We start from the raw sequence: 23,722 nt of genomic DNA, 5'->3' as shown, positions 1-23,722 counted from the left end.
CGCCTCCTCTGAGGCGCTTTTTTTTTGCCCGACAACGACCACAACAAAGCCCGCCGAAGCGGGCTTGGATCTGAAGGCACGAACCTCGAGGCCACTCAGAGGGCGAGGAACAGGCCAGCGAGCGAGGCGCTCATCAGGTTTGCCAGCACCCCCGCCAGGATGGCGCGCATGCCGTAACGGGCGATGAAGGACTTGCGCTCCGGCACCATGGCCCCCAGGCCGCCGATCAGGATCGCCATGGAGGAGATGTTGGCGAAACCGCACAGGGCGAAGGTGACTATAGCCTTGCTCGACTCGTTCAGGGTCTGATCCTGCACCAGGGCGATGAAGGCGACGAACTCGTTGATGACGATCTTGGTACCGATCAGGGCGCCGGCCGCCTGAGCCTGATCCCAGGGCACGCCGATGAGCCAGGAGACGGGGGCGAACAGCCAGCCCAGGATGATCTGGAAGCTCAGATCCAGCCCCACCAGATCACCGGCCCAGCCCAGCAGGCCGTTGAGCATGGCAATCACACCGACGAAGGCCAGCAGGGTCGCGCCCACCGCCACAGCGATATTGAGGCCGGACATGGCGCCATCAGCCGCCGCTTCGATCACGTTGGTGGCGCGAGGGATCTCCACATCTTCATGGTGATCTTCCTCATCGGCACCGGGCGGCACCAGGATCTTGGCCATGGCCAGACCGGCAGGCGCCGACATGAAGGCGGCGGCGATCAGGTATTTCAGCTCGACCCCGATGCTGGCATAGCCCACCAGGGTGCCACCGGCCACCGAGGCGAGACCGCAGCTCATCACCGCGAAGAACTGGGAGTCAGACATCCTGGAGAGGTAGGGCTTTACCACCAGGGGGGCCTCCACCATGCCGACGAAGATGTTGGCGGTGGCGGAGAGACTCTCGGCACGGCCGGTGCCCAGCAGCTTCTGCAGGCCACCTCCCAGCAGGGCGATGACCCGCGGCATGATGCCTATGTGGTAGAGGATGGCGATCACTGCGGAGAAGAAGATGATGACCGGCAGCACGTTGAACGCGAAGATGAAGCCCAGCTTGAACTTGGCCAGGTCGCCGAACAGGAAGGCAATCCCCTCCTGACCGTAGCCGATCACGCTGCTGACGCTCTCACTGACGCCGTTGAGCACGCTCTGACCGGCGGGCAGCCAGAGCACCAGGGCGGCGAAGAGGACTTGCAGGCAGAGGGCGAGACCCACTGTTCTCAACGGGATACGACGACGATTATCAGAGCAGAGTGCGGCTAACACCAGGATACTCAAGATGCCGAGCAGGGCGATCATAGGGATTCCATCTAGTGGGACTGAAGATGGTCGCGGATTCTGCTCCCCTGCCCCCATCACTGCAAGTCCACCTGGTTACAGCCCTGTTAGCAAAAACGTTTGCACGATATCGGTTGCGCCAACTGGCTGATTTGGCTCGTGTTTGGTATCAGGCGAAAGTCAGTGTTCTTGTATGGAAACGATTATTCCTCCACACCGGACAATCTGCCCCCCAGCCAGGGGGCCAGCCGCTGCGCCCAATAGGGTTCGGGGCCGAAGCTCTCCTTGAGGAAGTCGATGAAGAGGCGGATCTTGGGATCCAGGTGCTCCCGTCTGGCGTAGACGGCGTGCACCGCCATCTTCTGGTTCGGGCGCCACTGGGGCAGCAGGGGAATGAGCTGGCCGGATTGCAGCTCCTTGTCCAGCAGGTAGTTGGCAACATAGGCGATGCCAAGCCCGGCCAGGGCGGCATCCCGCACCGCCTCCGCCAGATCCACCCTGTAGTTGCCGGCCACCTGCACCGTCTGGCGCTCCTTGCCCTGGCGAAACGACCACTCGTGGTAGCGCCGCTCCCGGCTCTGGTAGGTGATGCAGTTGTGCCTGGCCAGATCCCTGGGGTGCAGCGGGGTGCCGTGGCTCAGCAGATAGTCCGGCGAGGCCACCAGCACGAAGCCGATGTCCGCCAGCCGCTGCCCCACCAGCCCCTCGGGCTTGTCCTCGTAGGTGGTGATCCAGAGATCCAGCCCCTCATCCACCAGGTTGGTGCGGTGATCGAACAGGGAGACTTCCAGCTCCAGATCGGGGTAGCGCGCCTGGAATGCCTTGAGCCGCGGGATCACGTGCAAGCGGCCGAAAGACTGGCCCACCCCCAGGTGCAGCACGCCGCTCACCTTGCCGCGCCGCTCCGCCACCATGGAGTCCGCCTCCAGGGCCACCGCCACCAGGGCACGGCAGTGGCGGGCATACTCCTGGCCGAGTTCGGTCAGGGAGAAACGGCGGGTGGTGCGCTGCACCAGCTGGGCGCCGAGCTCGGTCTCAAGCTGGGCCAGCTGCTTGCTGATGTGGGACTTGGAGACCCCGAGCCGCCGCGCGGCGGCAGAGATGCCCTGCTCGCGGACCAGGGCATCGAAGATCACCATTTGGGGAAGACGTTGCAGCACGGGATAACCAGAGTGAGTGGCGGGCCCCCATTATTCCAGAGCCGCCCGCCAGGGGGTAGGGTCAGCGTCCCAGCGCCTGGATCAGCTGCTCCTTGAGGGGATCATCGGCCGGATTCTGATTGGCGCCATAGCTCGCAATCAGCTTGCCATCGCGGCCCACCAGGTATTTGTGGAAGTTCCAGTTAGGCGCATCCCCATCGGCGGCGGCCGCCAGCCCCTTGAACAATGGCACCGCATCGGCGCCACGCACCGAGACCCGGTTGAACATGGGGAAGGTGACCCCGTAATCCCGGCGGCACACCTCGGCGGTCTTGTTCTCGTTGCCCGCCTCCTGCCAGAAGTCGTTGGAGGGGAACCCCAGCACCATCAGCCCCTTCTCCTTGTAGCTCTGATAGAGCGCCTCCAGATCCCGGAACTGGCCGCTGTAACCACAATAAGAAGCTGTATTGACCACCAGCACCACCTTGCCCTCGGTCAGCTGGCAGAGGTTGTGGCGCTGGGTGTTGTTGAGCTCCCGCATCTCCACATTGAAGTAGTCGGGACAGGCGGCAGATGCAGCGCCAGATCCGAGCAACAGCAGCAGGGTGAACCATTTCATTGACGTGACTCCTCGGGTTTTCTCCATCATACGCGAGATCCCCGAACAAGGTTCAGGGATCAGTGCAGCGGGATCCCGGTCAACCAGCCGTGGCCCCAGAAGATGAGCAGGGCCGTGAGCGCCAGACCGGCGCCCACGCTGATCCCCGTTCCCTGCCAGGTGGCCGCCGGCCTCGGCTTGGTGCGCCAGTCCCGCACCGAAATCCAGACGATGCTGACCAGCGCCCAGGCGCCCAAGCCCCCGAACAGCACCAGGGAGCGTGCCTCGCTGTTGACCGCCAGATGGGCGCAGGCCCAGAGCAGGGTGCCGAGCAGCTGGGGGTGTACCAGCCAACGCCTCAGGTGGTTGGGCCCCTGGCCTGCGCAGAGCAGGATCAGCGCGACCGGCATGGCCGCCATCACCAGCATGGGCCCCCAGGCAGGCAGGAAGTAGAGCGGCATGGGGCTGGCGCTGCGCCAGCCGGCGAGGATGCAGCCGATGGCGACGAACACCAGCAGCGAGAAGAGTCCCTTGTAACGGTTCTCCCCCAGCCGATCCCGCAGGCGGGCACGGTGCGCCACGGCGAAGCAGGGATAGAGATGGATCAGGGTAAATAGCAGTACCCCCAGGGTCAGCAAGATCATGGGTTGCTCCTTGTACTATGGGGGATCACTATGCCGCAAAGGCCCCTGGCAGAATACAAAAACCATATACAAGACAGCAGGATAATAAAAAAGCCGATCCTGGGATCGGCAAGGTGCGTCAGAGGGTCCGCCCTCAGGCGAGCAACCACATCCGCTACACGGGGCGGGGTGCGGCCGGTGACGGGCACCGGCCAGAAGAGGATTAACGACGCAGCAGATAGAGGGCGGCGACGTTGCGGGCCGTGAGCTGCAGGTTGGTGGTGGCGGTTGCGATCGCCTCCGGCAGGGACATGGCCCGGTTGACCACGGCGAACACGGCGTCGATGCCATGGTCATGGACCACGCCGCAATCGTCGGTGAGGCAGCCGGCGATGCCGATCACCGGTTTGCCAAACTGCTTGGCGCAGCGTGCGACACCGATTGGCGTCTTGCCGTGGATGGTCTGGCTGTCGATGCGCCCTTCCCCTGTGATGACGAGATCCGCGTCGGCTACTTCATCGGCCAGCTTCAAGGCTTCGATCACTATCTGGATGCCGGGCTTGAGCTCGGCCCCGAGCAGGCCGACCAGGGCAGCGCCCATGCCACCAGCGGCGCCCGCCCCCGGAATATCCTTCACCCGGCAGCCGAGGGCCTGCTCGATGCAGTCGGCGTAGTGGGCCAGATTGGCGTCCAGCTGGGCCACCATCTCGGGGGTCGCCCCCTTCTGCGGGCCGAACACGGCGGAGGCACCTTTCGGGCCGCACAGCGGGTTGTTCACATCGCAGGCCACCTCGATGACCAGCTCGCTCAGGCGGGGGTCCAGCCCGCTCAGGTCTATGGTGGCAAGCTCGGCGAGACCAGCACCGCCCAGGGCTATGGGGGTGCCATCTTCTTTCAAGAGCTTGCCGCCGAGCGCCTGGATCATGCCGGCACCACCGTCGTTGGTGGCACTGCCACCGATGCCGAGGATGAGGTGAGTGACCCCCATCTCCAGCGCGGCCAGGATCAGCTCGCCAGTGCCGAAGCTGGAGGTGAGCAGCGGATTGCGCTGCTCCGGTGCCACCAGATGGATACCGGAGGCCGCCGCCATCTCGATGACGGCACGCTTGCCATCACCCAGCAGGCCGACGAAACCCTGCACCTTGTTGCCAAGGGGCGCGGTCACCTCGACCGGCAGTATGTGACCACCTGTGGCATCCACCAGGGACTGCACAGTGCCCTCGCCGCCATCGGCCATGGGCAATTTGACATAGGTGGCATCCGGCAGCACCAGCTTGAAACCGGCCTCGATGGCATCGGCCACCGCCATGGCGCTCAGACTCTCCTTGAATGAATCGGGGGCAATAACAATTTTCATATCAATTCCTTAGGCGAGGCCAAACACGCCAAACATCAGGGTGGAGACAGTTGCAATGGTCAGACCGACCGCGGTTTCGTACGGGATGAGCTTGAGGCGCTCACCCACACCCATGTGGACGCTGCCACCGGTGGCATGGAAGAAGGAGCCGTGGGGCATGTGGTCAAATACGGTGGCACCGGCATGGATCATGGCGGCCCCCGCCAGACTGCTGATCCCAAGTTCAATCAGGGTGGAGCTGAACACGTTGGAGGCCACCACAGTGCCGGCCGTGGTCGAGGCGGTCGCGAGCGACATCAGGGCACCTGAGATGGGGGCCAGCAGGTAGGAGGGCAAGCCGGAGGCGGTCAGGCCGCTGATCAGCACATCCTTCAGACCCGAGTTGGCTATGATGCCCGCCAGGGTACCGGTCCCTAGCAGCATGATGGCCACCGGTGCCATGCGGGCCAGACCCGAGACCGCAAACTGGTTCACCTTGCTGAACTTGCCCATCATCAGGGCGCCGACCAGGCCGCCGAGGGGCAGGGCGATGAGGGGATCCACGACTATGCCGGCCACCGGGCGCAGGGCCAGCAGCAGTATGGCGACCAGGGGGGCGCTGATGGCGGCGAAGAAGCCGGGCAGCTTGCCACCGTCAAAGTTCACCACCTCGTCGGCCGCGACCTTGCTGCCCCGTTTGTTGAGGCGCTTGGCGAGCCAGTAGGCCATCACCAGACCGAACAGGCCCGGGATGATGCCAGCCGCCATCACAGAGGTGAGGGGCAGATGGAAGGCGTCGGACGCGGCTATGGCATTCGGGTTGGGGGACATGACGTTGCCCGCCTTGCCGCCCCCTATCATGGCCAGCAGTATGGCGGCCTTGGAGAGATCGGCGCGACGGGCGATGGCGAGCGCTATGGGGGCGACAGTGATGACGGCCACGTCCACGAAGACGCCGACCGCGGTCAGGATCAGGGTGGCCAGCGCCAGGGCCAGCAGGGCACGGGTCTCGCCGAGCTTGCGGACTATGGTCTCGGCGATGGTGGTGGCGGCCCCCGATTCGATCAAGACGCCTGCCAGCACACCGGCCGCCAGGATCCGCATCACGGCCGTGGTGATCCCCTGGGCGCCGCCGATCATCAGGGCGACGGTCTGGGTCAGGTCGGCGCCGCCGATCAGGCCACCGGCCAGGGCACCGACTATCATGCCGTAGGCGGGCGGCACCTTCTTCAGAATGAGGAAGATGGCGATGGAGAGCGCAGCGAGAGCACCGAGCGCGGATACAGGGATCATGACGGGCACCTTGAGTGGAAGTAAGTGGTGGCCATTATGGTGATCCCCACCCGGAATGCTTTGGCTGAAAAGCCAAAGCTTGTGCTTCAGGAGCCTTCTATTTTGTTCATATGAACAAATCAGCCGTCGAGATTAAGCCCGAGATAGAGCAGAAACTTGTCATCTAACTTGTTGAAATTTAAGCCAGTTATCTGCTCTATCCGGGTCAGTCGGTAACGCAGGGTATTGGGGTGGATGAAGAGCGTTTCGGCACAGGGATGCAGATCACAATCCTGCAAGAAATATTGGCGCAGTGTCTTTTGCAGCGTTCCCTTTGCATCCTCCTTTGCCAGCTTGAGCAGGGGGGCCCGCAGCTGATCCGCCTGCCAGGAGTCCGCCAGGCTCCCGAGCAGCACCGGCAGGCGGTAATCCTCGAAGAAGTAGACCTGCTTGCGCGGTGCCTGGCTCATGCCGCGGCGCAGGGTGTCGCGGGCGGTCTGGTAGGAGCGCGCCAACCCGCCCGTCCCGCCGAAGTAATCACCCACCCCGATGCGCACCTTGAAATGGGGTATGCGGGCCAGCAGCTGCTTGATGCGGTTGCGCTCCTGCGCCGATTGCCAGATGCCGTCGCTAAGCTGGGCCGGCTTGAGCACCACTATCTCGTCCAGGCCGTTGATGGCCACCAGATTGTCCCGCTCCGGATTCTCCAGCAAGTGCACCAGCTCCCGCAGCCGGGCGGGATCGGCCTCCTCCAGCGCCAGCACGGCGACGACGCGAGGCTGGGCCAGATCGAGATCGAGGAAGCGGGCCGCCTGCAGCAACTGATCGGCCCGCCCCTCGCCGCGGATGAGCTGCAGCACCAGCTCCTCCTTGTGACGCTTGTCCCACTGCAACTGCTCGGTGAGCGCCGCCTGCTCCAGAATGAGCTCGGCCGTCATCCGCACCAGCTCGGCGTAAGCACGCACTTCCTCCGGATCCCCCGAGATGCCGATGACCCCGAGCAACTCCCCCTGATAGGCGATGGGCAGGTTGATGCCGGGCCTCACCCCCTTGAGCTGCTGGGCGGTCGCTTCGCTTATTTCCACCACCCGATTCTCGGTCAGCGCCAGCACGGCCCCCTCGTGACGTTGATGGAGCCGCTCCGGGTTGCCGGAGGCGATGATGAGGCCGCGCTCGTCCATCACGTTGACAGAGAACGACAGTATCTTCATCGCCCGGCTCACTATCTGACGGGCAAGGGTGTCATTGAGCTGCATAACATCTCCGGATAGATGGCAGAGGGTTTCCGGAGGCGATGATAAGGCCCCTTTCGTCCATCACGTTCACCGAGAACGACAGTATCTTCATCGCCCGGCTCACTATCTGACGAGCAAGGGTGTCATTGAGCTGCATTGCCTCTCCATACCATTCGTTGACAGGGCCCCCGGGTGGCCTGGTTCGGGGGGACAGACCCGTTAAAGATCCCACATCATCAAGACAAGCGCGGGGGGGATCGCTAGAATAGGCCACTTTACGCTATCTGTGCCCCACCCTGGATCATGGATCCGGCGTCACGCCGTTCCGTGTTGTGGTGGCTCCACCCTTCCGATAGGGACTCCGCTATGGACTATGAATTTCGCCGCGACCCGTTCGGTGGCTATCGCGCCCGGTTCTCCATGGGCCATGAGGCCATAGGTCAGTGGCTGATCGATGAAGTTGGCAAGGATGAGGATACGCTCGACGAGCTCTTCTCCATCATCGACCAGCTCTCCAATCGAACCCGCACGGAGTACAGGCGTCACGGCGGTGACTATTCGCTGCTGCTCACCCCTGAGGAGGCCGAGGTGAAAGCCAACGTCCTCAATATCGAGCTGGATGAGGATCTCGACGATCTCGCCTACTACGATGATGAGCAGCTGGCCATGTGCGGACTGGAAGACTTTGCCCAGGTGCTCGGCTCCTGGCGCGCCTTTATCCGCAACGAGGATATGGGCTGAATACCCACATTTCGGGCGAGCATGCCCCTTGCAACCCAACAGGATTGACTATGTCCATTTACGATTTTGATGACGAACTGCCGGAAGACGAAGAACAGGAATCCAGCCAGAAAGCCGCCGTGCCTGCCAAGAAGAAAGGCAAGCAGGTGATGAATACCCAGGTCAACCTGAGCCCGCGCGATGCCAGCCGCCTGAACGGTCTGCACGTCGAAGCCATCACCACCCTGGACGACGTCAGCCTGCCGAAGAACGTCATCTTCAAGGCCGGCCTCATCGCCCTGGGCGAGCTGGAAGCGAGCAAGCGCGCCGACATCATAGCCCGCGTCATCGCCGAATCCGGCCGTTAATCTGGTCTGGGCCCCTTCACTCGGGCCACCACCTATCCCCAAAGCCGGAGCCTAGCTCCGGCTTTTTATTGCCCAGGCCGGTCAGCGCTGTCGGCAAGAAGGAGCCTGCCTGGGCTCCGACCAGTCCATTGCGCCTTGTGCCAGAGGCGAAGGCTCGTTAAGGTGCGCCCCTTGCAACCCACAAGGAGACTCAATGTTACCACTCCCTGACACCCTCATCTGGCTCGCCCTGGGACTGGCCGTGCTGCTCTGCCTGGCCCGCCAGCAGAAGAGCGGCCTGATCCTGCTGGGGGTCGCCCTGCTGACCGCGCTCTGGCTGGATCGACTCGGCCCCGTCGCCGCGCTGGTCAGCCTCGCCGGTCTCTTGCTGGCCTGGCGCACGCCCACCCTGCCCCAGCCCTGGCGTGGCGTCGCACTGACGCTGGTGCTGCTGTGGGCCCTGGCCCTGACGCTGCACCTGGTGCCGGGCTTTGACAACCTCAAGGTGCTGGATCGGGTGCAGGCCGGTCCCGCCAGCGTGCCGTTCAACATGTACCTCAATCTCGACAAGCCGCTGATCTTCTTCGGCCTGCTGCTGGCCTGGCCCGCCCTGCTCGGCCCGGGCGGCGCGATACGCTGGCGACCGCTGGCCCTGCTCATACTGCCGCTGGCGGCCCTGCTGATCGCCGCCTGGCAACTGGGGGCCCTCAAGCCCGAAGTGGGGCTGCCCCACTGGTGGTGGCTGTTTGCCTTCAACAACCTGCTGTTCAGCTGCGTGGCGGAAGAGGCGCTGTTTCGCGGCCTCATCCAGCAAGGGGTGGCGAGCCGAAGCAAGCCCTGGGTAGGTCTCCTGATCGCCAGCCTGCTGTTCGGGGCCGCCCACCTGGCCGGTGGTCCGCTGCTGGTGCTGTTTGCCGCCCTGGCGGGGGCCTGTTACGGCCTGGCCTTCCTGCTGAGCGGGCGCCTCGGCGTCGCCATCGCGATCCACTTCCTGTTCAACTTCGCCCACCTGGCCCTGTTCACCTACCCGCTGGCCAGCCGCTAACTGCGAAGGCTGGTTCTCGCCGGATAAAAAAATGCCCCGAACCTGCGGGCTCGGGGCATTTTCATCGCATCCGGACAGCTAGTCGACGTAGAAGGTCTGCTGGAAGGTGAGCGTCTGCTGCTGCCCCTCCCCCATGATCTTCAGGGTGAACTGGTAGGTGTCCTCGTTCCGGTAGGGCAGCACCGCCAGGTAGTAAATGGAGTCCCCCTCCTTCACCTCCTGGAAACTCAGGGTACGTATGGTGCCGGTGAGGTTCTTGGCCTCGCCGCTGATGCCCACCGCCTGAGCCACCCCTTGCTTGTTCTGCACCGCAATGTTGACGATGCCGTTGTAGCGGCTGCGCTCCAGGCCATAGGCCTTGGCCACCTCAGGGGTGAGGAAGCTGGAGTTGAAGGCGCTGTAGTGAACCTGCCAGGGGCCCAGCTCCTTCATCTGCTCGGCCCGCACCGGCAGCGTCATCAAGAGCGCCAGCAGGCAGCTCATCCAGACTGTTTTCATGATGTCATCCTTTTCCTGTTCCACTCTCCAGCAGGGCGGCGATCTCGGCGGGGATCTGTCTTGGTGCCTCGATGGCGACCGTCTTGTGCCGTCCCAGCTCCCCCCGCACTATGCGGACCTGCCCCTTGGCCACCTTGCACTGCTTGGCCAGATACTTGATCAGATGGCTGTTCGCCTGGCCATCCACCGGCGGCGCCGTGATGGCCACTTTCAGCTCGTCCCCGTGCAAGCCGACGATCTGATCCCGGCTCGCCTTGGGCTGGATCATCAGGTGCAGTATCAGCGCGTCCCCTTCCAGCAGGACGGCTGGCATCAGATCATCCACCACAGCTGACCGAACAGATCCCCCAACAGATAGTTTATGGCCTGCAGCGCGATGAAGGCGACCAGCACGGAGAGATCCAGGCCACCCAGCGCCGGCAGTATGCGGCGGATAGGGGCCAGGAAGGGTTCGGTCAGCTGATGCATCACATACTCGATGGGGTTGCGGCCCTGACTGACCCAGCTCAGGATGGCGCGGATCAGCAGCACCCAGAAGATCATGGAGCCCGTCTTCTTCAGCACAGTGAGCAGGGCAAACAGGCTGAGGGTCAGCCAGTCGGTCAGCAGCACGTTCATGCTCTTGAGCAGCGCCAGCTTGGCGAAGGCGATGATGAGCGCCAGCAGCACCGAGGCCATGTCCAGCCCGCCAAAGCCGGGGATGATGCGACGCAGCGGGATCACCAGGGGATTGGTCACCTTGACCACCATCTGGCTCATGGGGTTGTAGAAATCGGCGCGGGCCCACTGCAACCAGACGCGCAGCAGCACCACCATGAGGTAGAGATCAAAAATCGTGTTAATCAAAAAGTAAGCCGTGTTCATCCGGGCTCCTTGCTAAAAAGGTTCAGAAAAGGGTTTCCATCTCGGCGGCCCGGGTGACGGCCGCCTGCATGGCACGAGCGGTCAGTGGCTTCAGCCCCTGCTCCTGGAATGTCCTGACGGCCTCGGCCGTGGTGCCGCCCTTGCTGGTGACCTGCTCGCGCAGGGTCTGCAGGGAGAGCTCGGGGTTCTGCTCCACCATGGCGGCGGCGCCAAGGGCGGTCTGCTGCACCAGCAGACGGGCCTGCTCGGGAGTGAAGCCCATGGCCTCCGCCTCCTCGGCAATCCCCTGCATGAACAGGAAGAAGTAGGCCGGGGCGCTGCCCGCCGCGGCGATGACGCCGTTGATGCCGCTCTCCTGCTCGACCCAGAGGGTCTTGCCGACGGCCTGCATCATCTGCTCGGCGAAGTCGCGATCCGCCTGTTCTATGCCGCTCGGGGCATAGAGGCCCGTCATCCCCAATCCCAGCAGGGAGGGGGTATTGGGCATGGTGCGGATGATGCGGCCGTGGCCCCCCGCCATCTCCTGCAACCGCTCGACCTTGATGCCGGCGGCGATGGAGACGAGCAGCTTGCCCTCGAGGGAGCCCAGCTCGGCCACCAGCGCCTCCAGCATGGCCGCCATCAGCTGGGGCTTGACCGCCAGCACTATGACCTCGGCCTCACGGGCCGCCTCGGCGTTGTTCTGGGTGATGCGAATGCCGAACTGGTCGGCCAGCGCGTCCAGCTTGGGGCGGCTGGGGTTGGCGGCAGTGATCCGCCCGGCCGGATAACCGGCCTGGATCAGACCGGCAATGATGCTGCGGCTCATGTTGCCCGCCCCGATGAAGGCGATGGTTCTCTTATGCTGCATCTTGCACTCCTGCTGATGAAATGACTGCGGAGCCCTGCGTGCTCGCCCCGATAAAGGCGAGGGTTCTATGTTGCATCACACACTCCTGTTATTGGCTTCCAATACGGCGGTGTGCCCGCGCCGGCGAAGGCGGGGAGAGGCGGCACCGCGTGCTTCTGTTTATGAATAATCACGGGCACCGAAGATGGCGGTACCGACCCGGACCATGGTGCTGCCATGGGCGACGGCGGCCTCGAGATCCTCGGTCATACCCATCGAAAGGGTGTCGACGCTCGGGTATTGTTGCGCAAGCTCGGTGAACAGAGCCTGCATGCGTAGCATCTGCGCGGCCAGCACCGCCTCGTCGCGGGTGTGCTCCGGGATGGCCATCAGGCCACGCAGCACCAGTCGCCCGCTCTGGGCAACCAGGGCGGCCAGCCGGAAAATCTCTTGCTCCGACGTACCGGATTTGCTGCTCTCTCCGCTAATATTGATTTGCAGACAGACATTTAGCGGTGCCAACCCGGCTGGACGCTGGTTGTTGAGGCGCTCGATGAGTTTGTCACGATCGACGCTTTGCACCCAATCGAATCGCTCCGCCACCAGCCTGGATTTGTTCGATTGCAGCGGGCCGATAAAGTGCCACTCTATGTCTTGGCAGGCGGCCTGCTCACGCAGGGCATCAATCTTGAGCGCGGCCTCCTGGGCATAGGATTCGCCAAAGCGGCGCTGACCGGCGGCATAGGCGGCCTGGATGTCTTCAAGCGGCTTGGTCTTGCTGACCGCAAGCAGCTGGATATGATCGGCGCCACGGCCAACTCGCCGTGCAGCCTCTACAATACGTTCCTTTACCTGAAGCAGGTGCTGGGCAATCTGGCTCATATTTCGTTCGTGATCTTGTGATGGGAGAATAACAAATCTATGGATATCACAGAGTTATTGGCTTTCAGTGTAAAGCATAAGGCCTCGGATCTACACCTCTCGGCCGGGGTTCCCCCGATGATCAGGGTTGATGGGGAGGTTCGCAAGATCAATTTGCCCGCCCTGGATCACCGTGAAGTACATGCCCTCATCTACGACATCATGAACGACCACCAGCGCAAGGAGCTGGAGGAGAATTTCGAGGTGGACTTCTCCTTCGAGGTGCCCGGCATGGCGCGCTTCCGGGTCAACGCCTTCCAGCAGGCGCGGGGCTCTGGCGCCGTGTTTCGTACCATACCGAGCACAGTCCTGACCCTGGAAGATCTGGGGGCGCCGGAGATGTTTCGCAAGATAGCGGAGTTTCCCCGCGGCCTGGTGCTGGTCACGGGCCCGACCGGTTCGGGCAAGTCCACCACCCTGGCGGCCATGGTCGATTACATCAACGACAACTTCCACCACCACATCCTCACCATCGAGGATCCCATCGAGTTCGTGCACGAGAACAAACGCTGCCTGGTGAACCAGCGCGAGGTGCATCGCGATACCAAGAGTTTCGCCAACGCCCTGCGCTCGGCTTTGCGTGAAGACCCGGACATCATACTGGTGGGGGAAATGCGCGATCTGGAGACCATACGCCTGGCCATGACGGCGGCGGAGACGGGCCATCTGGTGTTCGGCACCCTGCACACCTCGTCGGCGGCCAAGACCATAGACCGTATCATCGACGTCTTCCCCGGCTCGGAGAAGGACATGGTGCGCTCCATGCTCTCCGAGTCCCTGCGGGCTGTCATCTCCCAGACCCTGCTCAAGCGGATCGGCGGCGGCCGGGTGGCGGCCCACGAGATCATGCTGGGGATCCCGGCGGTGCGAAACCTGATCCGGGAAGACAAGGTCGCCCAGCTCTACTCCATCATCCAGACCGGGATGACCCACGGCATGCAGACCATGGATCAGAGCCTCAAGCAGCTGGTCAACCGGGGCGTGGTTGCCGCCCTGGACGCCAGGGCCAAGGCGGCCGATCCCAACAGCATTTAAGACACTTTCACACCCAAGGAGTCGCTATGAACATGGATGTTCTGCTCGCCGCACTGGTTGAACAAAAGGGCTCGGATCTCTTCATCACGGTCGATGCCCCTCCCACCCTCAAGGTCAACGGGCGCCTGGCGCCACTCGGGGGGAGCCCGCTGGACAAGCAGGCAGCCCTGGCCCTGGTCAGGGAGAGCCTGGACGAGGCGCACTTCGAGCGCTACCTGCGCACCCGGGAGGCCAACTACGCCATCCACCGCGAGGGGCTGGGGCGATTTCGGGTCAGCGCCTTCTGGCAGCAGGACCTGCCGGGCATGGTGCTGCGCCGCATCGAGACCCGCATTCCCACCTTCGAGGAGCTGACGCTGCCCCCCATACTGCAGGAGGTCGCCATGGCCAAGCGCGGCCTGGTGCTGTTCGTCGGCGCCACCGGGGCCGGCAAGTCCACCACCCAGGCGGCCATGATCGGCTACCGCAACCAGCACGGCGACGGCCACATACTGACGGTGGAGGATCCGGTGGAGTTCGTCCACCAGCATGGGCGCTGCCTGGTGACCCAGCGGGAGGTGGGAATCGACACCGAATCCTTCGACGTGGCCCTCAAGAACTCCATGCGCCAGGCACCGGACGTCATCCTCATCGGCGAGATCCGCACCCAGGAGACCATGGAGCTGGCCATCCAGTTTGCCGAGACGGGCCACCTCTGTCTCGCTACCCTGCACGCCAACAATGCCAACCAGGCGCTGGATCGCATCCTCCATCTGGTGCCAGAGGCGAAACACCGCCAGTTCCTGTTCGATCTCTCCTTCAACCTGCGCGCCATAGTGGCACAGCAACTGCTGCCCTCCCTTCACGGGCAGCGCCGTGTCGCCGCCTTCGAGATACTGCTCAACACCCCGCTCATCACCGACATAGTCCGCAAGGGAGAGGTGCACAGGCTCAAGGAGGTGATGACCAAATCCGGCGAGCTCGGCATGCAGACCTTCGATCAGGCGCTGTTCGCCCTGTTCTGCGCCGGCCAAATTGGCTACAGTGAGGCCCTTGCCCATGCCGACTCCGCCAACGACCTGCGACTGCTGATCAAGCTGTCGGGTCGCGAGCAGCTGGGTGCAGGCACACTCGACAACGTGACCCTGGATGAATGAGGGGCGTGCGTCACCGCTAGTAAAGGACAGTTATGCTGATTGTGGTTTCCCCGGCCAAGACGCTGGATTACGAGTCGCCGCTGGTGACCTCCCGTTTCACCCTGCCCGAGCTGCTGGATCACTCCGCCCGGCTGATCCAAAGGGCCAGGCAGCTGGCCCCGGATCAGATCGCCAGCCTGATGAAGATCAGCGACAAGCTGGCGGGACTCAACGCCGCCCGGTTTGCCGACTGGCAGCCGGATTTCACCCCGAGCAATGCCCGCCAGGCGCTGCTGGCCTTCAAGGGTGACGTCTACACGGGTCTTGCCGTGGAGGATTTCAGCGAGGCCGACCTCGACTTTGCCCAGGGGCACCTGCGCATGCTGTCCGGCCTCTACGGGGTGTTGCGGCCGCTGGATCTGATGATGCCCTACCGACTGGAGATGGGGATTCGGCTGGACAACGAGCGCGGCAAGGATCTCTATCAGTTCTGGGGTGACATCATCACAGAGCACCTGAACAAGGTGCTGGCCGCGCAGGGCAGCGAGGTGCTGATCAATCTGGCGTCTGACGAATACTTCAAGTCGGTACGACCGAAAGCCCTGAAGGGCAGGATCGTCACCCCGGTGTTCAAGGACGAGAAGAACGGCCAGTTCAAGATCATCAGCTTCTACGCCAAGAAGGCCCGCGGCATGATGGCCCGCCACATCATCAAGCACCGGCTGACCGAGGTGACCCAACTGACCGGGTTCAATGAGGCTGGCTACTATTTCGTGCCACAAGAGTCCGACGATCGCACCCTGATGTTCAAGCGCGCTGAAAATTAATTACAAATGGAGGGAACCAAGTTCGGGATCCCCGGGTCTGAACCCATGAATCCTCTGTTGTAAGCACTTTTTGTTGGCCGACGTTAATGCGTCGGCTTTTTTCTGCGCGTCTATCTCCAAGGGCCCGGGTGACAGGCAGCAAAACGGCCATCCGAGGATGGCCGTTGCAGCGTCAATGGGGCATTACTTCTTTTTCTTCTTGGCGCTCTTTTTCTTGCCATCCTTCGGCTTTTTCTTCTTCACCGGCACCCGCGCCTCCTTGTGTCTCGGGCGCAGCTCGTCGATCACCCGTCGCTTGAGACGCTCCTCGGTGTAGCGCTCTATCTTGGCCACCATGGCCATGTCGTGGGCTTCTACCAGGCTGATGGCGCAGCCACGGTTGCCGGCGCGGCCGGTACGGCCTATACGGTGCACATAGACGTCGGTACCGTAGGGCATGTCGTAGTTGATGACGTGGCTGACGTTGGGCAGGTCGATGCCCCGGGCGGCCACGTCGGTGGCGATGAGGAAGGGTACCTCCCCTTCATGGAACTTGCGGATCGACTCGACGCGCTTGCTCTGCTCCATCTCGCCACGGATCCAGGCACAGGAGACACCGGCGGCCTGCAACTGGCCGGAGAGCTCCGCCAGCCGCTCGCGGGTCTTGACGAAGACGATGGCCTTCTGGGTCTGCGGATCCTTCAGAATGTGGATCAGCAGCGCCAGTTTGTGGGCGGCGTCATCGGCCAGGTGCACCCACTGGGTGATGGGGCGACGCTCGCTGCGGGGCGGCTCGGCGTGCAGCTCCACCGGATCTTTGAGGATCTCGTTGGCAAACTTGGTCAGGCCGGCTCCTTCCAGAGTCGCGGAGAAGAGCATGGTGTGCTTGCGGTAACGGGCCTCTTCCACGATGCGGTTCACATCCTTGATGAAGCCCATGTCCAGCATGCGGTCCGCTTCATCCAGCACCAGCACCTCGATGTCGTGGCTCTCGAACTCTTCCTTCTCTATGTACTCCAGCAGGCGACCCGGGGTGGCCACGACGATGTCGGTGGTCTTGGTCAGGGCCGGCAACTGCTCTTCATGGCTGACGCCGCCGATGATGGTCTCGATGCTGAGATGGGTATGCACCGCCAGCGCCCTGGCATGGGCACTGACCTGCAGCGCCAGCTCGCGGGTCGGGGTCAGGATCAGCATGCGGCACGGGCCCGGCTTGCGGCGCGGGAAGTCCAGCAGGTGCTGCATGGCGGGCAGCAGGAAGGCGGCTGTCTTGCCGGTACCGGTCGGAGCGGATGCCAGAATATCGCGGCCGTCCAGGGCTGGCTCCAGCACCATCTGCTGAATGGTGGTGGGGCGGGTGAAACCCATCTCGGCCAAGGCCCGGTTGAGGGCTGGATTCAGGTCGAAATCATCAAAGGACTGGCTCATGGCAATACTCGGTCATTTAGGAAACGGCAGATTATAGGCGATTATGCCGCCGGCTCCTATGGCGACTGTGGCTTAGCCGCTATAATCGCCGACCATTTTCGCCATGGCAGACGAGCAACGAGGGTCAGATGGGGCGTAGCAGCGGTTTTACCTTCAAACAATTTCACATCGACCATGACCGCTGTGCCATGAAGGTGGGCACAGACGGCATACTGCTGGGGGCCTGGGCCCCCGTTGCCGATGCGCGGCGAGTGCTGGACATAGGGACCGGCAGCGGCCTCATCGCCTTGATGCTGGCCCAGCGCAGCACGAACGACTGCCGGATCGACGGGGTGGAACTGGATAAGGATGCAGCCGAGCAGGCCAGGGATAATGTGGCGGCGTCTCCCTGGGCCGCCCGGGTCAGCATCATAGAGAGCGCCATTCAGGATTATCAGGCGGCCCCTTACGACCTCATCGTCTCCAACCCGCCCTATTTCGTTGCAGGTCAGGTATTTAGCGATCCGGCCAGGGCGCTCGCCCGCCACACTGGCGCGCTCGATCCCCATGCACTGCTGGCGGCAAGCCGTCGTCTGCTGAGTCAGGATGGGCGGCTGGCGCTGGTGCTGCCCACCGCCATGGCTGATGAAATTTTATGCATCTCGGCAGATTATGATCTGTACAGCCTTTGTTATACAGCTGTTATCACCAGGGAGGGGAAAGAGGCAAATCGCGTTTTATTGCTACTTAGCAGAGGATTAAGCAGGTGCGAGCAGGGTGAAATTGTGATCCATTCTACTGCCGGAGGCTATTCCGACAGATACATCCAACTAACCCACCCCTTCTATTTGAAGATGTAAATTTCGCCTTGAACTATTTTTTCACATCATTATGCTGACTAGCAAACGAGCGCCCGCTCAAGACCAGCTCAAACCACTGGTGGCGATGAAAAAAGCAGCGGGGCTCCTTTTTTTTACCCCTGAACAACGCCGGTCACTGACCAATAAAAAACTATAACAAGCAATAGTTTACAAGACAGACGAGGTGGAACTTGACGAAATCACTCACATTGTCCGATGTACTCGGATTGGGCTTCATGACCTTCGCCTTCTATCTGGGCGCAGGCAACATCATCTTCCCGCCCCTGGCCGGTTACATGGCGGGTGAGCACCTCTCCCTGGCCATGCTGGGCTTCCTGGTGACCGCAGTGGGCCTGCCCCTCATCACCATTCTCGCCGTCGCCAAGGCCGGCAACGGCTGGGCCGGCATGACCAAGTTGCTGCCCACCGGCGTCGCCACCGCGCTGGCCGTCGCCATCTACATCATCATAGGCCCGGCCTTCGCCGCCCCCCGTACCGGCCTGGTGGCCTACGAGATGGGTCTGAAACCCTTCCTCGGCGACATGGGTCAATCCGGACTGGCCGTCTACACTGTGGTCTTCTTCGGGATCGCCATCCTGGTCTCCCTCAATCAGGGCAAGCTGATGGATGCCATCGGCAAATACCTGACCCCGATGTTGATGCTGCTGCTGCTTACCCTGGCCATTGGCGTCTTCGTCGCACCGCAGGGCACCATGCCCGCCGCGTCCGGCGACTATCAGCACAGCCCCCTGGTGAAAGGGATCCTGGAAGGCTACAACACCATGGATACCCTGGCGTCCCTGATGTTTGGCGCCCTGATCGTCGATCTGCTGCGCAAGAAAGGCATCCAAGACTATCAGAGCCAGTTCAAGTACCTGGCCATCGCCGGCATCATCTCTGCCATCGGCCTGTCCGTGGTCTATGTCTCCCTGTTCCAGCTGGGTAACACCGCGGCCGGGGTCGCCACCGACGTCAGCAATGGCGGCGCCATCGTCAACGCCTACGTGCTGAGCCTGTTCGGCCAGCCGGGTCAGTTCATCCTGGCGGCCATCATCACCCTGGCCTGTTTCACCACTGCCGTGGGCCTGATCTCCGCCTGCTCCGACTTCTTCCACAATCTCACCGGCGTGAGCTACCAGAAGCTGGTGGTACTGCTGGGGGTCGTCTGTGCCGTGGTGGCCAACGTCGGCCTGAGCCAGCTCATCAGCCTCTCCATCCCGGTGCTGGTCGCCATCTATCCGGTGGCCGTGGCCCTGGTGCTGGTCACCTTCCTGAAGGGTTATTTCGGGCGTCCCCGCCTGGTGTTCCGCTCCGTGCTGCTGGTTGCCTTCCTGTTCGGTTGCCTGGACGGTCTGGGTGCTGCCGGCATGAAAATGGATGCGTTCGCCTTCCTGCCGCTGTTCGACAAGGGCCTGGCCTGGTTGCTGCCCACCCTGCTGGCCTGCGGCCTGGGCACCCTGGTGCGCGGTGGTGACAAGCTGGCCGCCGAAGCCGCCTGATCCTCATCCCAACGACATAAAAAAGAGGCCAGCTTTCGCTGGCCTCTTTCATTTCTGCAACTGTGCATGGCAAATCGGGTTTGTGCTCAGAGCACGGATGCCGGCTTGGGTTTGCCGGCCAGGCCGTACCAGTGGCTCTCGACCTGGCCGGCATGCCAGCGCAGGGTGCCCCAGGGCTGCTCACCCTGCCAGCGCGGGAAGTTGATCTGCACGCTGTTGTCTTCATACTTGTAGAGCGAGGTGCTGATCTGGATATCCGACAGGATAAGCAGCACGACTCCCCCGATGACACTCCATTTCAGCATCGTCCACATGGCGGTTACTCGAAGCAGATCTCTATGGTGGCACGGCCGTACTCGGAATCGAACGGCATCATGATCTTGGCACCGTCAGCCCTGTGGGTGATGGTGTGATTGGGGCCGGAGACGATGATGGGGGTCGCCATGTCGAACTCATAGCCCTTCTCCCCCAGCATGCGCTTGGCGCCACCGGTCACCATGTTGGTGATCTCGCCCACCATGTCGGTCACCTCTTCGTTGATGGTGGCCGGTGCCTCCCCCAGCATGCGGCGCATGATCTCCAGCGCCAGCCCCTTCTCGAAGCTGATGGAGAGAGAACCCCGGGTCTGCGGACCCACCATGCCGATGAGACCGGAGACATCCCCCCGCGCCAGCTCGTCCGTCTTGCGCTTGGGCGCGCCGGGTTTGAGCTCCAGTTGTGCCATGGTGGAGAGCACATTGAGCAGGGAGAGCAGGAACGGGTTTACAAAATCAGCCTTCATCTTCACTTCCTAGGGTGTCAGAGCAACGAGCACATTGACCATGGGCCTCTATGGTCTTGTTGGTAATAGTAAAACCATGCTGGTGAGCCTGCTCGGAAAAGGCGCTGTCGATGGCCGGATCGTGCAGTTCCACCACCTCCTTGCAGCGATCGCAGATCAACAGCTGCATGGGGTGGGCATGGTCAAAGTGGCAGCAGAAGATGAAGGCGTTGAGCGACTCCACCTTGTGGGCGAACCCCTGCTCGAGCAGAAAGTCGAGCGCCCGGTAGACGGTGGGGGGCTTGGCATGGGCCTCGGTCTGCTGCAACTGGGCCAGCAGATCGTAGGCGCTGATGGCATTGCCATGGGCGGCAAGCAGCCGGAACACCTGGCGCCGGGTCGGGGTGAAACGGATCCCCCGCTGGTCGCAGAGACGTTCCGCTCGTTGTAGAAGTAGGTCTTGATTCATGATCACGCAGATACCCTGTCAATTAGCCGGATACTATCACAGGGCCCCCTGTGCGCGGCGACAAAATTCATTTTCTGAGGCTGTCTCACCTTGTGGTAGAATCCGGCCCCTTATTTTGCCAACCCGGATGATTTTTATGCAGGCGCAGCGCTTCTCCATCGCCCCCATGCTGGACTGGACCGATCGGCATTGCCGTTATTTCCACCGTCTGATGACCCGCCAGACACTGCTCTATACCGAGATGGTGACCACGGGCGCCATCATCCATGGCAAAGGGGATTATCTGGGTTACAGCGAGCAGGAACATCCCCTCGCCCTGCAGCTGGGTGGCAGCAACCCGGCGGACCTGGCCCGTTGTGCCAGGCTGGCCGAGGAGCGCGGCTATGACGAGATCAACCTCAACGTGGGTTGCCCGTCGGATCGCGTCCAGAACGGCCGTTTCGGCGCCTGTCTGATGGGGGAGCCCGCCCTGGTGGCCGACTGCGTCAAGGCGATGCGCGATGTGGTGGGCATTCCGGTCACCGTGAAGACCCGTATCGGCATCGACGACCAGGACTCCTACGAATTCTTGCAGGCCTTCATCGAGCAGGTGCGCGATGCCGGTTGCGAGACCTTCATCGTCCACGCCCGCAAGGCCTGGCTGAGCGGCCTGAGTCCGAAAGAGAACCGCGAGATCCCGCCGCTGGACTACCCGCGCGTCTATAGGGTCAAGCAGGACTATCCCGAGCTGACCATAGCCCTCAACGGCGGGGTCAACTCCCTCGAGCAGACCCTGGAGCACCTGCAGCAGGTGGACGGGGTCATGATGGGGCGCGAGGCGTACCAGAACCCCTACATCCTGGCCGAGGTCGACAACCGGGTATTCGGTCTGGGGGGCGAGGTGCCGAGCCGCCACGAAGTGGTGCGGATGATGCTGCCCTACATGGAGCAGGAGCTGGCCAAGGGCAACTACCTCTCCCACATGACCCGCCACATGCTGGGCCTGTTCCAGAACATGCAGGGAGCCCGTGCCTGGCGTCGTCACCTGAGCGAGAACGCCTGCAAACCGGGTGCTGGCATCCAGGTGGTGCTGGACGCCATGGCCAAGGTGCCCGAGTTCGCCCCAACAGAGTCGGTGGAGTAAGCATGTATCGCTTCACCGGTTCCTGGCTGCACAAGGCGCTGGTTCGCCTCTGTGCCGGCCTGCTGGCCATCCTCGGCATCAAGCTCAGCGCCTTCTATTTCATCGGGCTCCTGATAGTGCTCGGTCTGCACAGGGAGCAGTTGCTCGGCTGAATCCCGCCAGCCACTCAGGCAAGAAAAAGCCGGAACAGCGATGTTCCGGCTCTTTTATCTGGATGGTGGCGCCCGTTCACTCTTCCTGCGCCACAAACTGCAATTCAGGAGGGGAGGAGGTCAGCACGTCGGCGCAGTAATCCCAGGTCGAGATGCGATAGTGCTGCAAGTCCTCATCCAGGTGCAGGCCATCAGACTCCTGATGGAACCAGCTGGCGAAGCGGGACGGCGTGATCAGCTGGATCTGCTCCTCGATGACGTGGCTGTCACGCCCTTCCGCCAGATCGCAATCCTCCATCACCCGCACGGCGAAGATATGGCGGAAACTGACCCGGCACAGCGGCTGCGGCGGCAGATCTATGCTGCGGGCGCGCCCCAACACGACCGTCAGATTGTCACTCCAGATATCCTGATGCAGTTCGGCCACAACCAGGCCGGGGGGAAGTTGGCGGGAGGGTGCCCAGGGCACGGCCACCTGCCGGATGGCATTCTTCTGTTCCATATCCACCTCACTACAGCGCATGCCATATCCTGAGTGTATCTGAAACAAATTCTAACGAAGATGGCAAGAAAAAACCCGGCAGGTGCCGGGTTTCATTTGATTACTTTACGCGATTACTTGACGGCGTCTTTCAGCGCCTTGCCTGCCACAAAGGACGGCACATTGGCGGCTGCAATCTGGATCTCTTTACCAGTTTGCGGGTTGCGACCGGTGCGGCCCGCGCGATGGTTGACCTTGAAGGTACCAAAACCCACCAACTGAACGGCATCGCCCTCTTTCAGGCTCTGGGTAATACCATTGATGATCTCTTCCAGAGCGACTTTGGCCTGAGCTTTGCTCAGGTCTGCTTTGGCGGCAATTGCATCGACAAGTTGAGCTTTGTTCATAACATTTCCTTTATGATCGGGCATTTAGCACCGGGCCACTCTATTCAAAAAAAAACACTCAGGCAAAGGCTTTATCAGCCGGATTGGCTTGAATGCTGGGGTTTTCATCAAGATCTGCGGAAATAGTCACATATCTCGCCCCTGCGCCCTCCTGACAGGGGACACGGGACCAGAAACCGACGGAGACTTGTATGCAAACCCCCGCCTGATGTAACAATATCCCCACACTCCTATTGACGGTCAACAGGATTTTCCCTAGTTATAGGAGTGTCGTCAGTCGCTGAGAATGACCGAAGGCCTGCAGCCATCGCGCTTCATGCCATGCCCATGGAGGGACTATGTTAACTGAACTGGAACAAACCAAGCGCGCGTTGGCAGGCAAGCACAGGGCAATCGATGACTGGCTGGATGCCAGGCAGGCATTGCTGGTCGAGTACATGCGACTGGCCGGGCTCATGCCCACCAAGTCCAAGCAACGCTCCCTTCCCGGTCATGTCGAACTGCAACGCTTCTGCGAGCAACTGGTCGACTACGTCAGCGCCGGTCATTTCGAGATCTACAACCACGTGGTCACCGCCTTCGAGCAAGCCAGCGGTGACAAGCTGGAACTGGCCAAACGCATCTATCCCCATATCCGTGCCTGCACCGAGTTTGCCCTGGAGTTCAACGACAAATACAGCAATGCCGACGAGGCCCAGCTGTTGCAGCTCGATGAAGATCTGAATCAGCTGGGTCCCGTGCTGGAGGACAGATTCAAGCAGGAAGACAGGCTGGTCAAGGCGCTTCAGGTGGTCGAATCCCTCAGTCACCAGCGGGTCTGATGCTCAATATCGGAGCCAGTTCAACATCCTGGTGCACCAGCTAGATTACACTCTGGGGCACGGATGATTAGCACTGTGCTCCCACGCAG

30 protein-coding genes are annotated in these 23,722 nt (G+C 62.1%); 11 read left to right on the top strand and 19 right to left on the bottom strand.

The genetic code is table 11. The annotated features are described in order from the left end of the window. Positions 1-95: 95 nt before the first annotated feature. The 8 genes from ACB030_RS13740 to ACB030_RS13705 form a co-directional block, all read right to left on the bottom strand. On the bottom strand, positions 96-1,292 hold the full coding sequence (locus tag ACB030_RS13740; RefSeq protein WP_371160497.1) for a NupC/NupG family nucleoside CNT transporter: 1,197 nt from the start codon (positions 1,290-1,292) through the stop codon (positions 96-98). Between the two features lie 182 nt (positions 1,293-1,474). Continuing rightward, a complete protein-coding gene (locus ACB030_RS13735) occupies positions 1,475-2,410 on the bottom strand; it encodes a LysR family transcriptional regulator (protein ID WP_041204171.1) in 936 nt (311 codons plus the stop codon). Positions 2,411-2,492: 82 nt separating this feature from the next. Continuing rightward, positions 2,493-3,029 (bottom strand): glutathione peroxidase, encoded by a 537-nt coding sequence (locus tag ACB030_RS13730; RefSeq protein WP_371160495.1) that lies wholly within the window; start codon positions 3,027-3,029, stop codon positions 2,493-2,495. A 59-nt stretch (positions 3,030-3,088) separates the two neighbouring features. Beyond that, the gene (locus ACB030_RS13725) at positions 3,089-3,652 is read right to left on the bottom strand and encodes an NnrU family protein (protein ID WP_371160493.1); all 564 of its coding nucleotides are present in this window, start codon (positions 3,650-3,652) and stop codon (positions 3,089-3,091) included. Between the two features lie 202 nt (positions 3,653-3,854). Further along, a complete protein-coding gene (locus tag ACB030_RS13720) occupies positions 3,855-4,988 on the bottom strand; it encodes a glycerate kinase (RefSeq protein WP_371160491.1) in 1,134 nt (377 codons plus the stop codon). Between the two features lie 9 nt (positions 4,989-4,997). After that, on the bottom strand, positions 4,998-6,260 hold the full coding sequence (locus tag ACB030_RS13715) for a GntP family permease (RefSeq protein ID WP_025325674.1): 1,263 nt from the start codon (positions 6,258-6,260) through the stop codon (positions 4,998-5,000). Between the two features lie 119 nt (positions 6,261-6,379). Beyond that, complete coding sequence (locus ACB030_RS13710) at positions 6,380-7,495, bottom strand: sugar diacid recognition domain-containing protein (protein ID WP_163135613.1); 1,116 nt, start codon at positions 7,493-7,495, stop codon at positions 6,380-6,382. Continuing rightward, positions 7,482-7,631 (bottom strand): sugar diacid recognition domain-containing protein, encoded by a 150-nt coding sequence (locus ACB030_RS13705; RefSeq protein ID WP_371160489.1) that lies wholly within the window; start codon positions 7,629-7,631, stop codon positions 7,482-7,484. The genes ACB030_RS13710 and ACB030_RS13705 overlap by 14 nt, the downstream gene beginning before the upstream one ends. Before the next feature lie 209 nt (positions 7,632-7,840). Between ACB030_RS13705 and ACB030_RS13700 the strand changes: the two genes are divergently transcribed. The 3 genes from ACB030_RS13700 to ACB030_RS13690 all read left to right on the top strand — a co-directional run bounded on the left by ACB030_RS13700 (position 7,841) and on the right by ACB030_RS13690 (position 9,586). Continuing rightward, positions 7,841-8,215, top strand: coding sequence for a YacL family protein (locus ACB030_RS13700; RefSeq protein WP_139436877.1), 375 nt, complete (start codon positions 7,841-7,843; stop codon positions 8,213-8,215). A 50-nt stretch (positions 8,216-8,265) separates the two neighbouring features. After that, positions 8,266-8,562: a hypothetical protein gene (locus ACB030_RS13695; RefSeq protein WP_025325671.1), complete on the top strand. Its 297-nt coding sequence runs from the start codon at positions 8,266-8,268 to the stop codon at positions 8,560-8,562. Positions 8,563-8,755: 193 nt separating this feature from the next. Next, positions 8,756-9,586 (top strand): lysostaphin resistance A-like protein, encoded by an 831-nt coding sequence (locus ACB030_RS13690; protein WP_371160486.1) that lies wholly within the window; start codon positions 8,756-8,758, stop codon positions 9,584-9,586. 78 nt (positions 9,587-9,664) lie between these two features. Here the strand turns inward: ACB030_RS13690 and ACB030_RS13685 are convergent, their stop codons facing one another. The 5 genes from ACB030_RS13685 to ACB030_RS13665 all read right to left on the bottom strand — a co-directional run bounded on the left by ACB030_RS13685 (position 9,665) and on the right by ACB030_RS13665 (position 12,659). Further along, positions 9,665-10,084, bottom strand: a complete 420-nt coding sequence (locus tag ACB030_RS13685; protein ID WP_025325669.1) for a DUF4426 domain-containing protein — start codon at positions 10,082-10,084, stop codon at positions 9,665-9,667. A 4-nt stretch (positions 10,085-10,088) separates the two neighbouring features. Further along, a complete protein-coding gene (gene yggU, locus ACB030_RS13680) occupies positions 10,089-10,397 on the bottom strand; it encodes a DUF167 family protein YggU (protein WP_247627273.1) in 309 nt (102 codons plus the stop codon). Next, complete coding sequence (locus ACB030_RS13675) at positions 10,397-10,948, bottom strand: YggT family protein (protein WP_202047429.1); 552 nt, start codon at positions 10,946-10,948, stop codon at positions 10,397-10,399. The genes yggU and ACB030_RS13675 overlap by 1 nt, the downstream gene beginning before the upstream one ends. Before the next feature lie 22 nt (positions 10,949-10,970). Continuing rightward, on the bottom strand, positions 10,971-11,798 hold the full coding sequence (gene proC / locus ACB030_RS13670) for a pyrroline-5-carboxylate reductase (protein ID WP_319917988.1): 828 nt from the start codon (positions 11,796-11,798) through the stop codon (positions 10,971-10,973). Positions 11,799-11,957: 159 nt separating this feature from the next. After that, positions 11,958-12,659 carry a YggS family pyridoxal phosphate-dependent enzyme gene (locus ACB030_RS13665; RefSeq protein WP_319917989.1) on the bottom strand — a complete coding sequence of 234 codons (702 nt, stop codon included), beginning with the start codon at positions 12,657-12,659 and terminating at the stop codon, positions 11,958-11,960. A gap of 39 nt (positions 12,660-12,698) precedes the next feature. Between ACB030_RS13665 and tapT the strand changes: the two genes are divergently transcribed. From tapT to yaaA, 3 genes are read left to right on the top strand one after another with little or no spacing between them, the layout of a single operon-like run. After that, positions 12,699-13,733, top strand: a complete 1,035-nt coding sequence (gene tapT, locus ACB030_RS13660) for a type IVa pilus ATPase TapT (protein WP_139436883.1) — start codon at positions 12,699-12,701, stop codon at positions 13,731-13,733. Between the two features lie 26 nt (positions 13,734-13,759). After that, positions 13,760-14,869 (top strand): PilT/PilU family type 4a pilus ATPase, encoded by a 1,110-nt coding sequence (locus ACB030_RS13655; RefSeq protein ID WP_371160482.1) that lies wholly within the window; start codon positions 13,760-13,762, stop codon positions 14,867-14,869. A gap of 32 nt (positions 14,870-14,901) precedes the next feature. Continuing rightward, positions 14,902-15,675, top strand: coding sequence for a peroxide stress protein YaaA (gene yaaA / locus ACB030_RS13650; protein WP_371160480.1), 774 nt, complete (start codon positions 14,902-14,904; stop codon positions 15,673-15,675). A 183-nt stretch (positions 15,676-15,858) separates the two neighbouring features. On the opposite strand, the gene srmB is transcribed toward yaaA, so the two are convergent. Continuing rightward, positions 15,859-17,082, bottom strand: coding sequence for an ATP-dependent RNA helicase SrmB (gene srmB / locus ACB030_RS13645; protein ID WP_371160478.1), 1,224 nt, complete (start codon positions 17,080-17,082; stop codon positions 15,859-15,861). 128 nt (positions 17,083-17,210) lie between these two features. Here srmB and ACB030_RS13640 point away from each other — a divergent pair, with 128 nt between their 5' ends. Further along, on the top strand, positions 17,211-17,921 hold the full coding sequence (locus tag ACB030_RS13640) for a tRNA1(Val) (adenine(37)-N6)-methyltransferase (RefSeq protein WP_371160476.1): 711 nt from the start codon (positions 17,211-17,213) through the stop codon (positions 17,919-17,921). Positions 17,922-18,112: 191 nt separating this feature from the next. Then, complete coding sequence (gene brnQ, locus ACB030_RS13635; RefSeq protein ID WP_371160474.1) at positions 18,113-19,420, top strand: branched-chain amino acid transport system II carrier protein; 1,308 nt, start codon at positions 18,113-18,115, stop codon at positions 19,418-19,420. An 86-nt stretch (positions 19,421-19,506) separates the two neighbouring features. Here brnQ and ACB030_RS13630 read toward each other — a convergent pair whose 3' ends face one another. Genes ACB030_RS13630 through zur form a run of 3 tightly spaced genes read right to left on the bottom strand, consistent with a single transcriptional unit; the run spans position 19,507 to position 20,649 of the window. Beyond that, complete coding sequence (locus tag ACB030_RS13630) at positions 19,507-19,734, bottom strand: hypothetical protein (protein ID WP_371160472.1); 228 nt, start codon at positions 19,732-19,734, stop codon at positions 19,507-19,509. Positions 19,735-19,739: 5 nt separating this feature from the next. After that, a complete protein-coding gene (locus ACB030_RS13625; RefSeq protein WP_025325657.1) occupies positions 19,740-20,201 on the bottom strand; it encodes a chemotaxis protein CheX in 462 nt (153 codons plus the stop codon). Then, entirely contained in the window at positions 20,191-20,649 is a 459-nt protein-coding gene (gene zur / locus ACB030_RS13620; RefSeq protein ID WP_025325656.1) for a zinc uptake transcriptional repressor Zur, read from the bottom strand. The genes ACB030_RS13625 and zur overlap by 11 nt, the downstream gene beginning before the upstream one ends. A 136-nt stretch (positions 20,650-20,785) precedes the next feature. On the opposite strand from zur, the gene dusA reads away from it, so the two are divergent. Together dusA and ACB030_RS13610 are read left to right on the top strand one after the other, a co-directional pair. Continuing rightward, the gene (gene dusA / locus ACB030_RS13615) at positions 20,786-21,772 is read left to right on the top strand and encodes a tRNA dihydrouridine(20/20a) synthase DusA (protein ID WP_371160469.1); all 987 of its coding nucleotides are present in this window, start codon (positions 20,786-20,788) and stop codon (positions 21,770-21,772) included. Positions 21,773-21,774: 2 nt separating this feature from the next. Further along, positions 21,775-21,924 carry a hypothetical protein gene (locus tag ACB030_RS13610; protein ID WP_371160467.1) on the top strand — a complete coding sequence of 50 codons (150 nt, stop codon included), beginning with the start codon at positions 21,775-21,777 and terminating at the stop codon, positions 21,922-21,924. 76 nt (positions 21,925-22,000) lie between these two features. Here the strand turns inward: ACB030_RS13610 and ACB030_RS13605 are convergent, their stop codons facing one another. Together ACB030_RS13605 and hupA are read right to left on the bottom strand one after the other, a co-directional pair. Next, positions 22,001-22,426, bottom strand: a complete 426-nt coding sequence (locus tag ACB030_RS13605) for a hypothetical protein (RefSeq protein ID WP_205643102.1) — start codon at positions 22,424-22,426, stop codon at positions 22,001-22,003. Between the two features lie 113 nt (positions 22,427-22,539). Continuing rightward, positions 22,540-22,812 (bottom strand): nucleoid-associated protein HU-alpha, encoded by a 273-nt coding sequence (gene hupA / locus ACB030_RS13600; RefSeq protein ID WP_005305063.1) that lies wholly within the window; start codon positions 22,810-22,812, stop codon positions 22,540-22,542. Between the two features lie 338 nt (positions 22,813-23,150). Between hupA and rsd the strand changes: the two genes are divergently transcribed. After that, the gene (gene rsd, locus ACB030_RS13595) at positions 23,151-23,633 is read left to right on the top strand and encodes a sigma D regulator (RefSeq protein ID WP_205643101.1); all 483 of its coding nucleotides are present in this window, start codon (positions 23,151-23,153) and stop codon (positions 23,631-23,633) included. Positions 23,634-23,722: the final 89 nt, after the last annotated feature.

The sequence above is a fragment of the Aeromonas sp. S16(2024) genome (assembly GCF_041403065.1).
Lineage (GTDB): Bacteria > Pseudomonadota > Gammaproteobacteria > Enterobacterales > Aeromonadaceae > Aeromonas.
The sequence above is the reverse complement of the archived record's forward strand: the minus strand, read 5'-3'. Positions and strand labels throughout refer to the sequence as shown.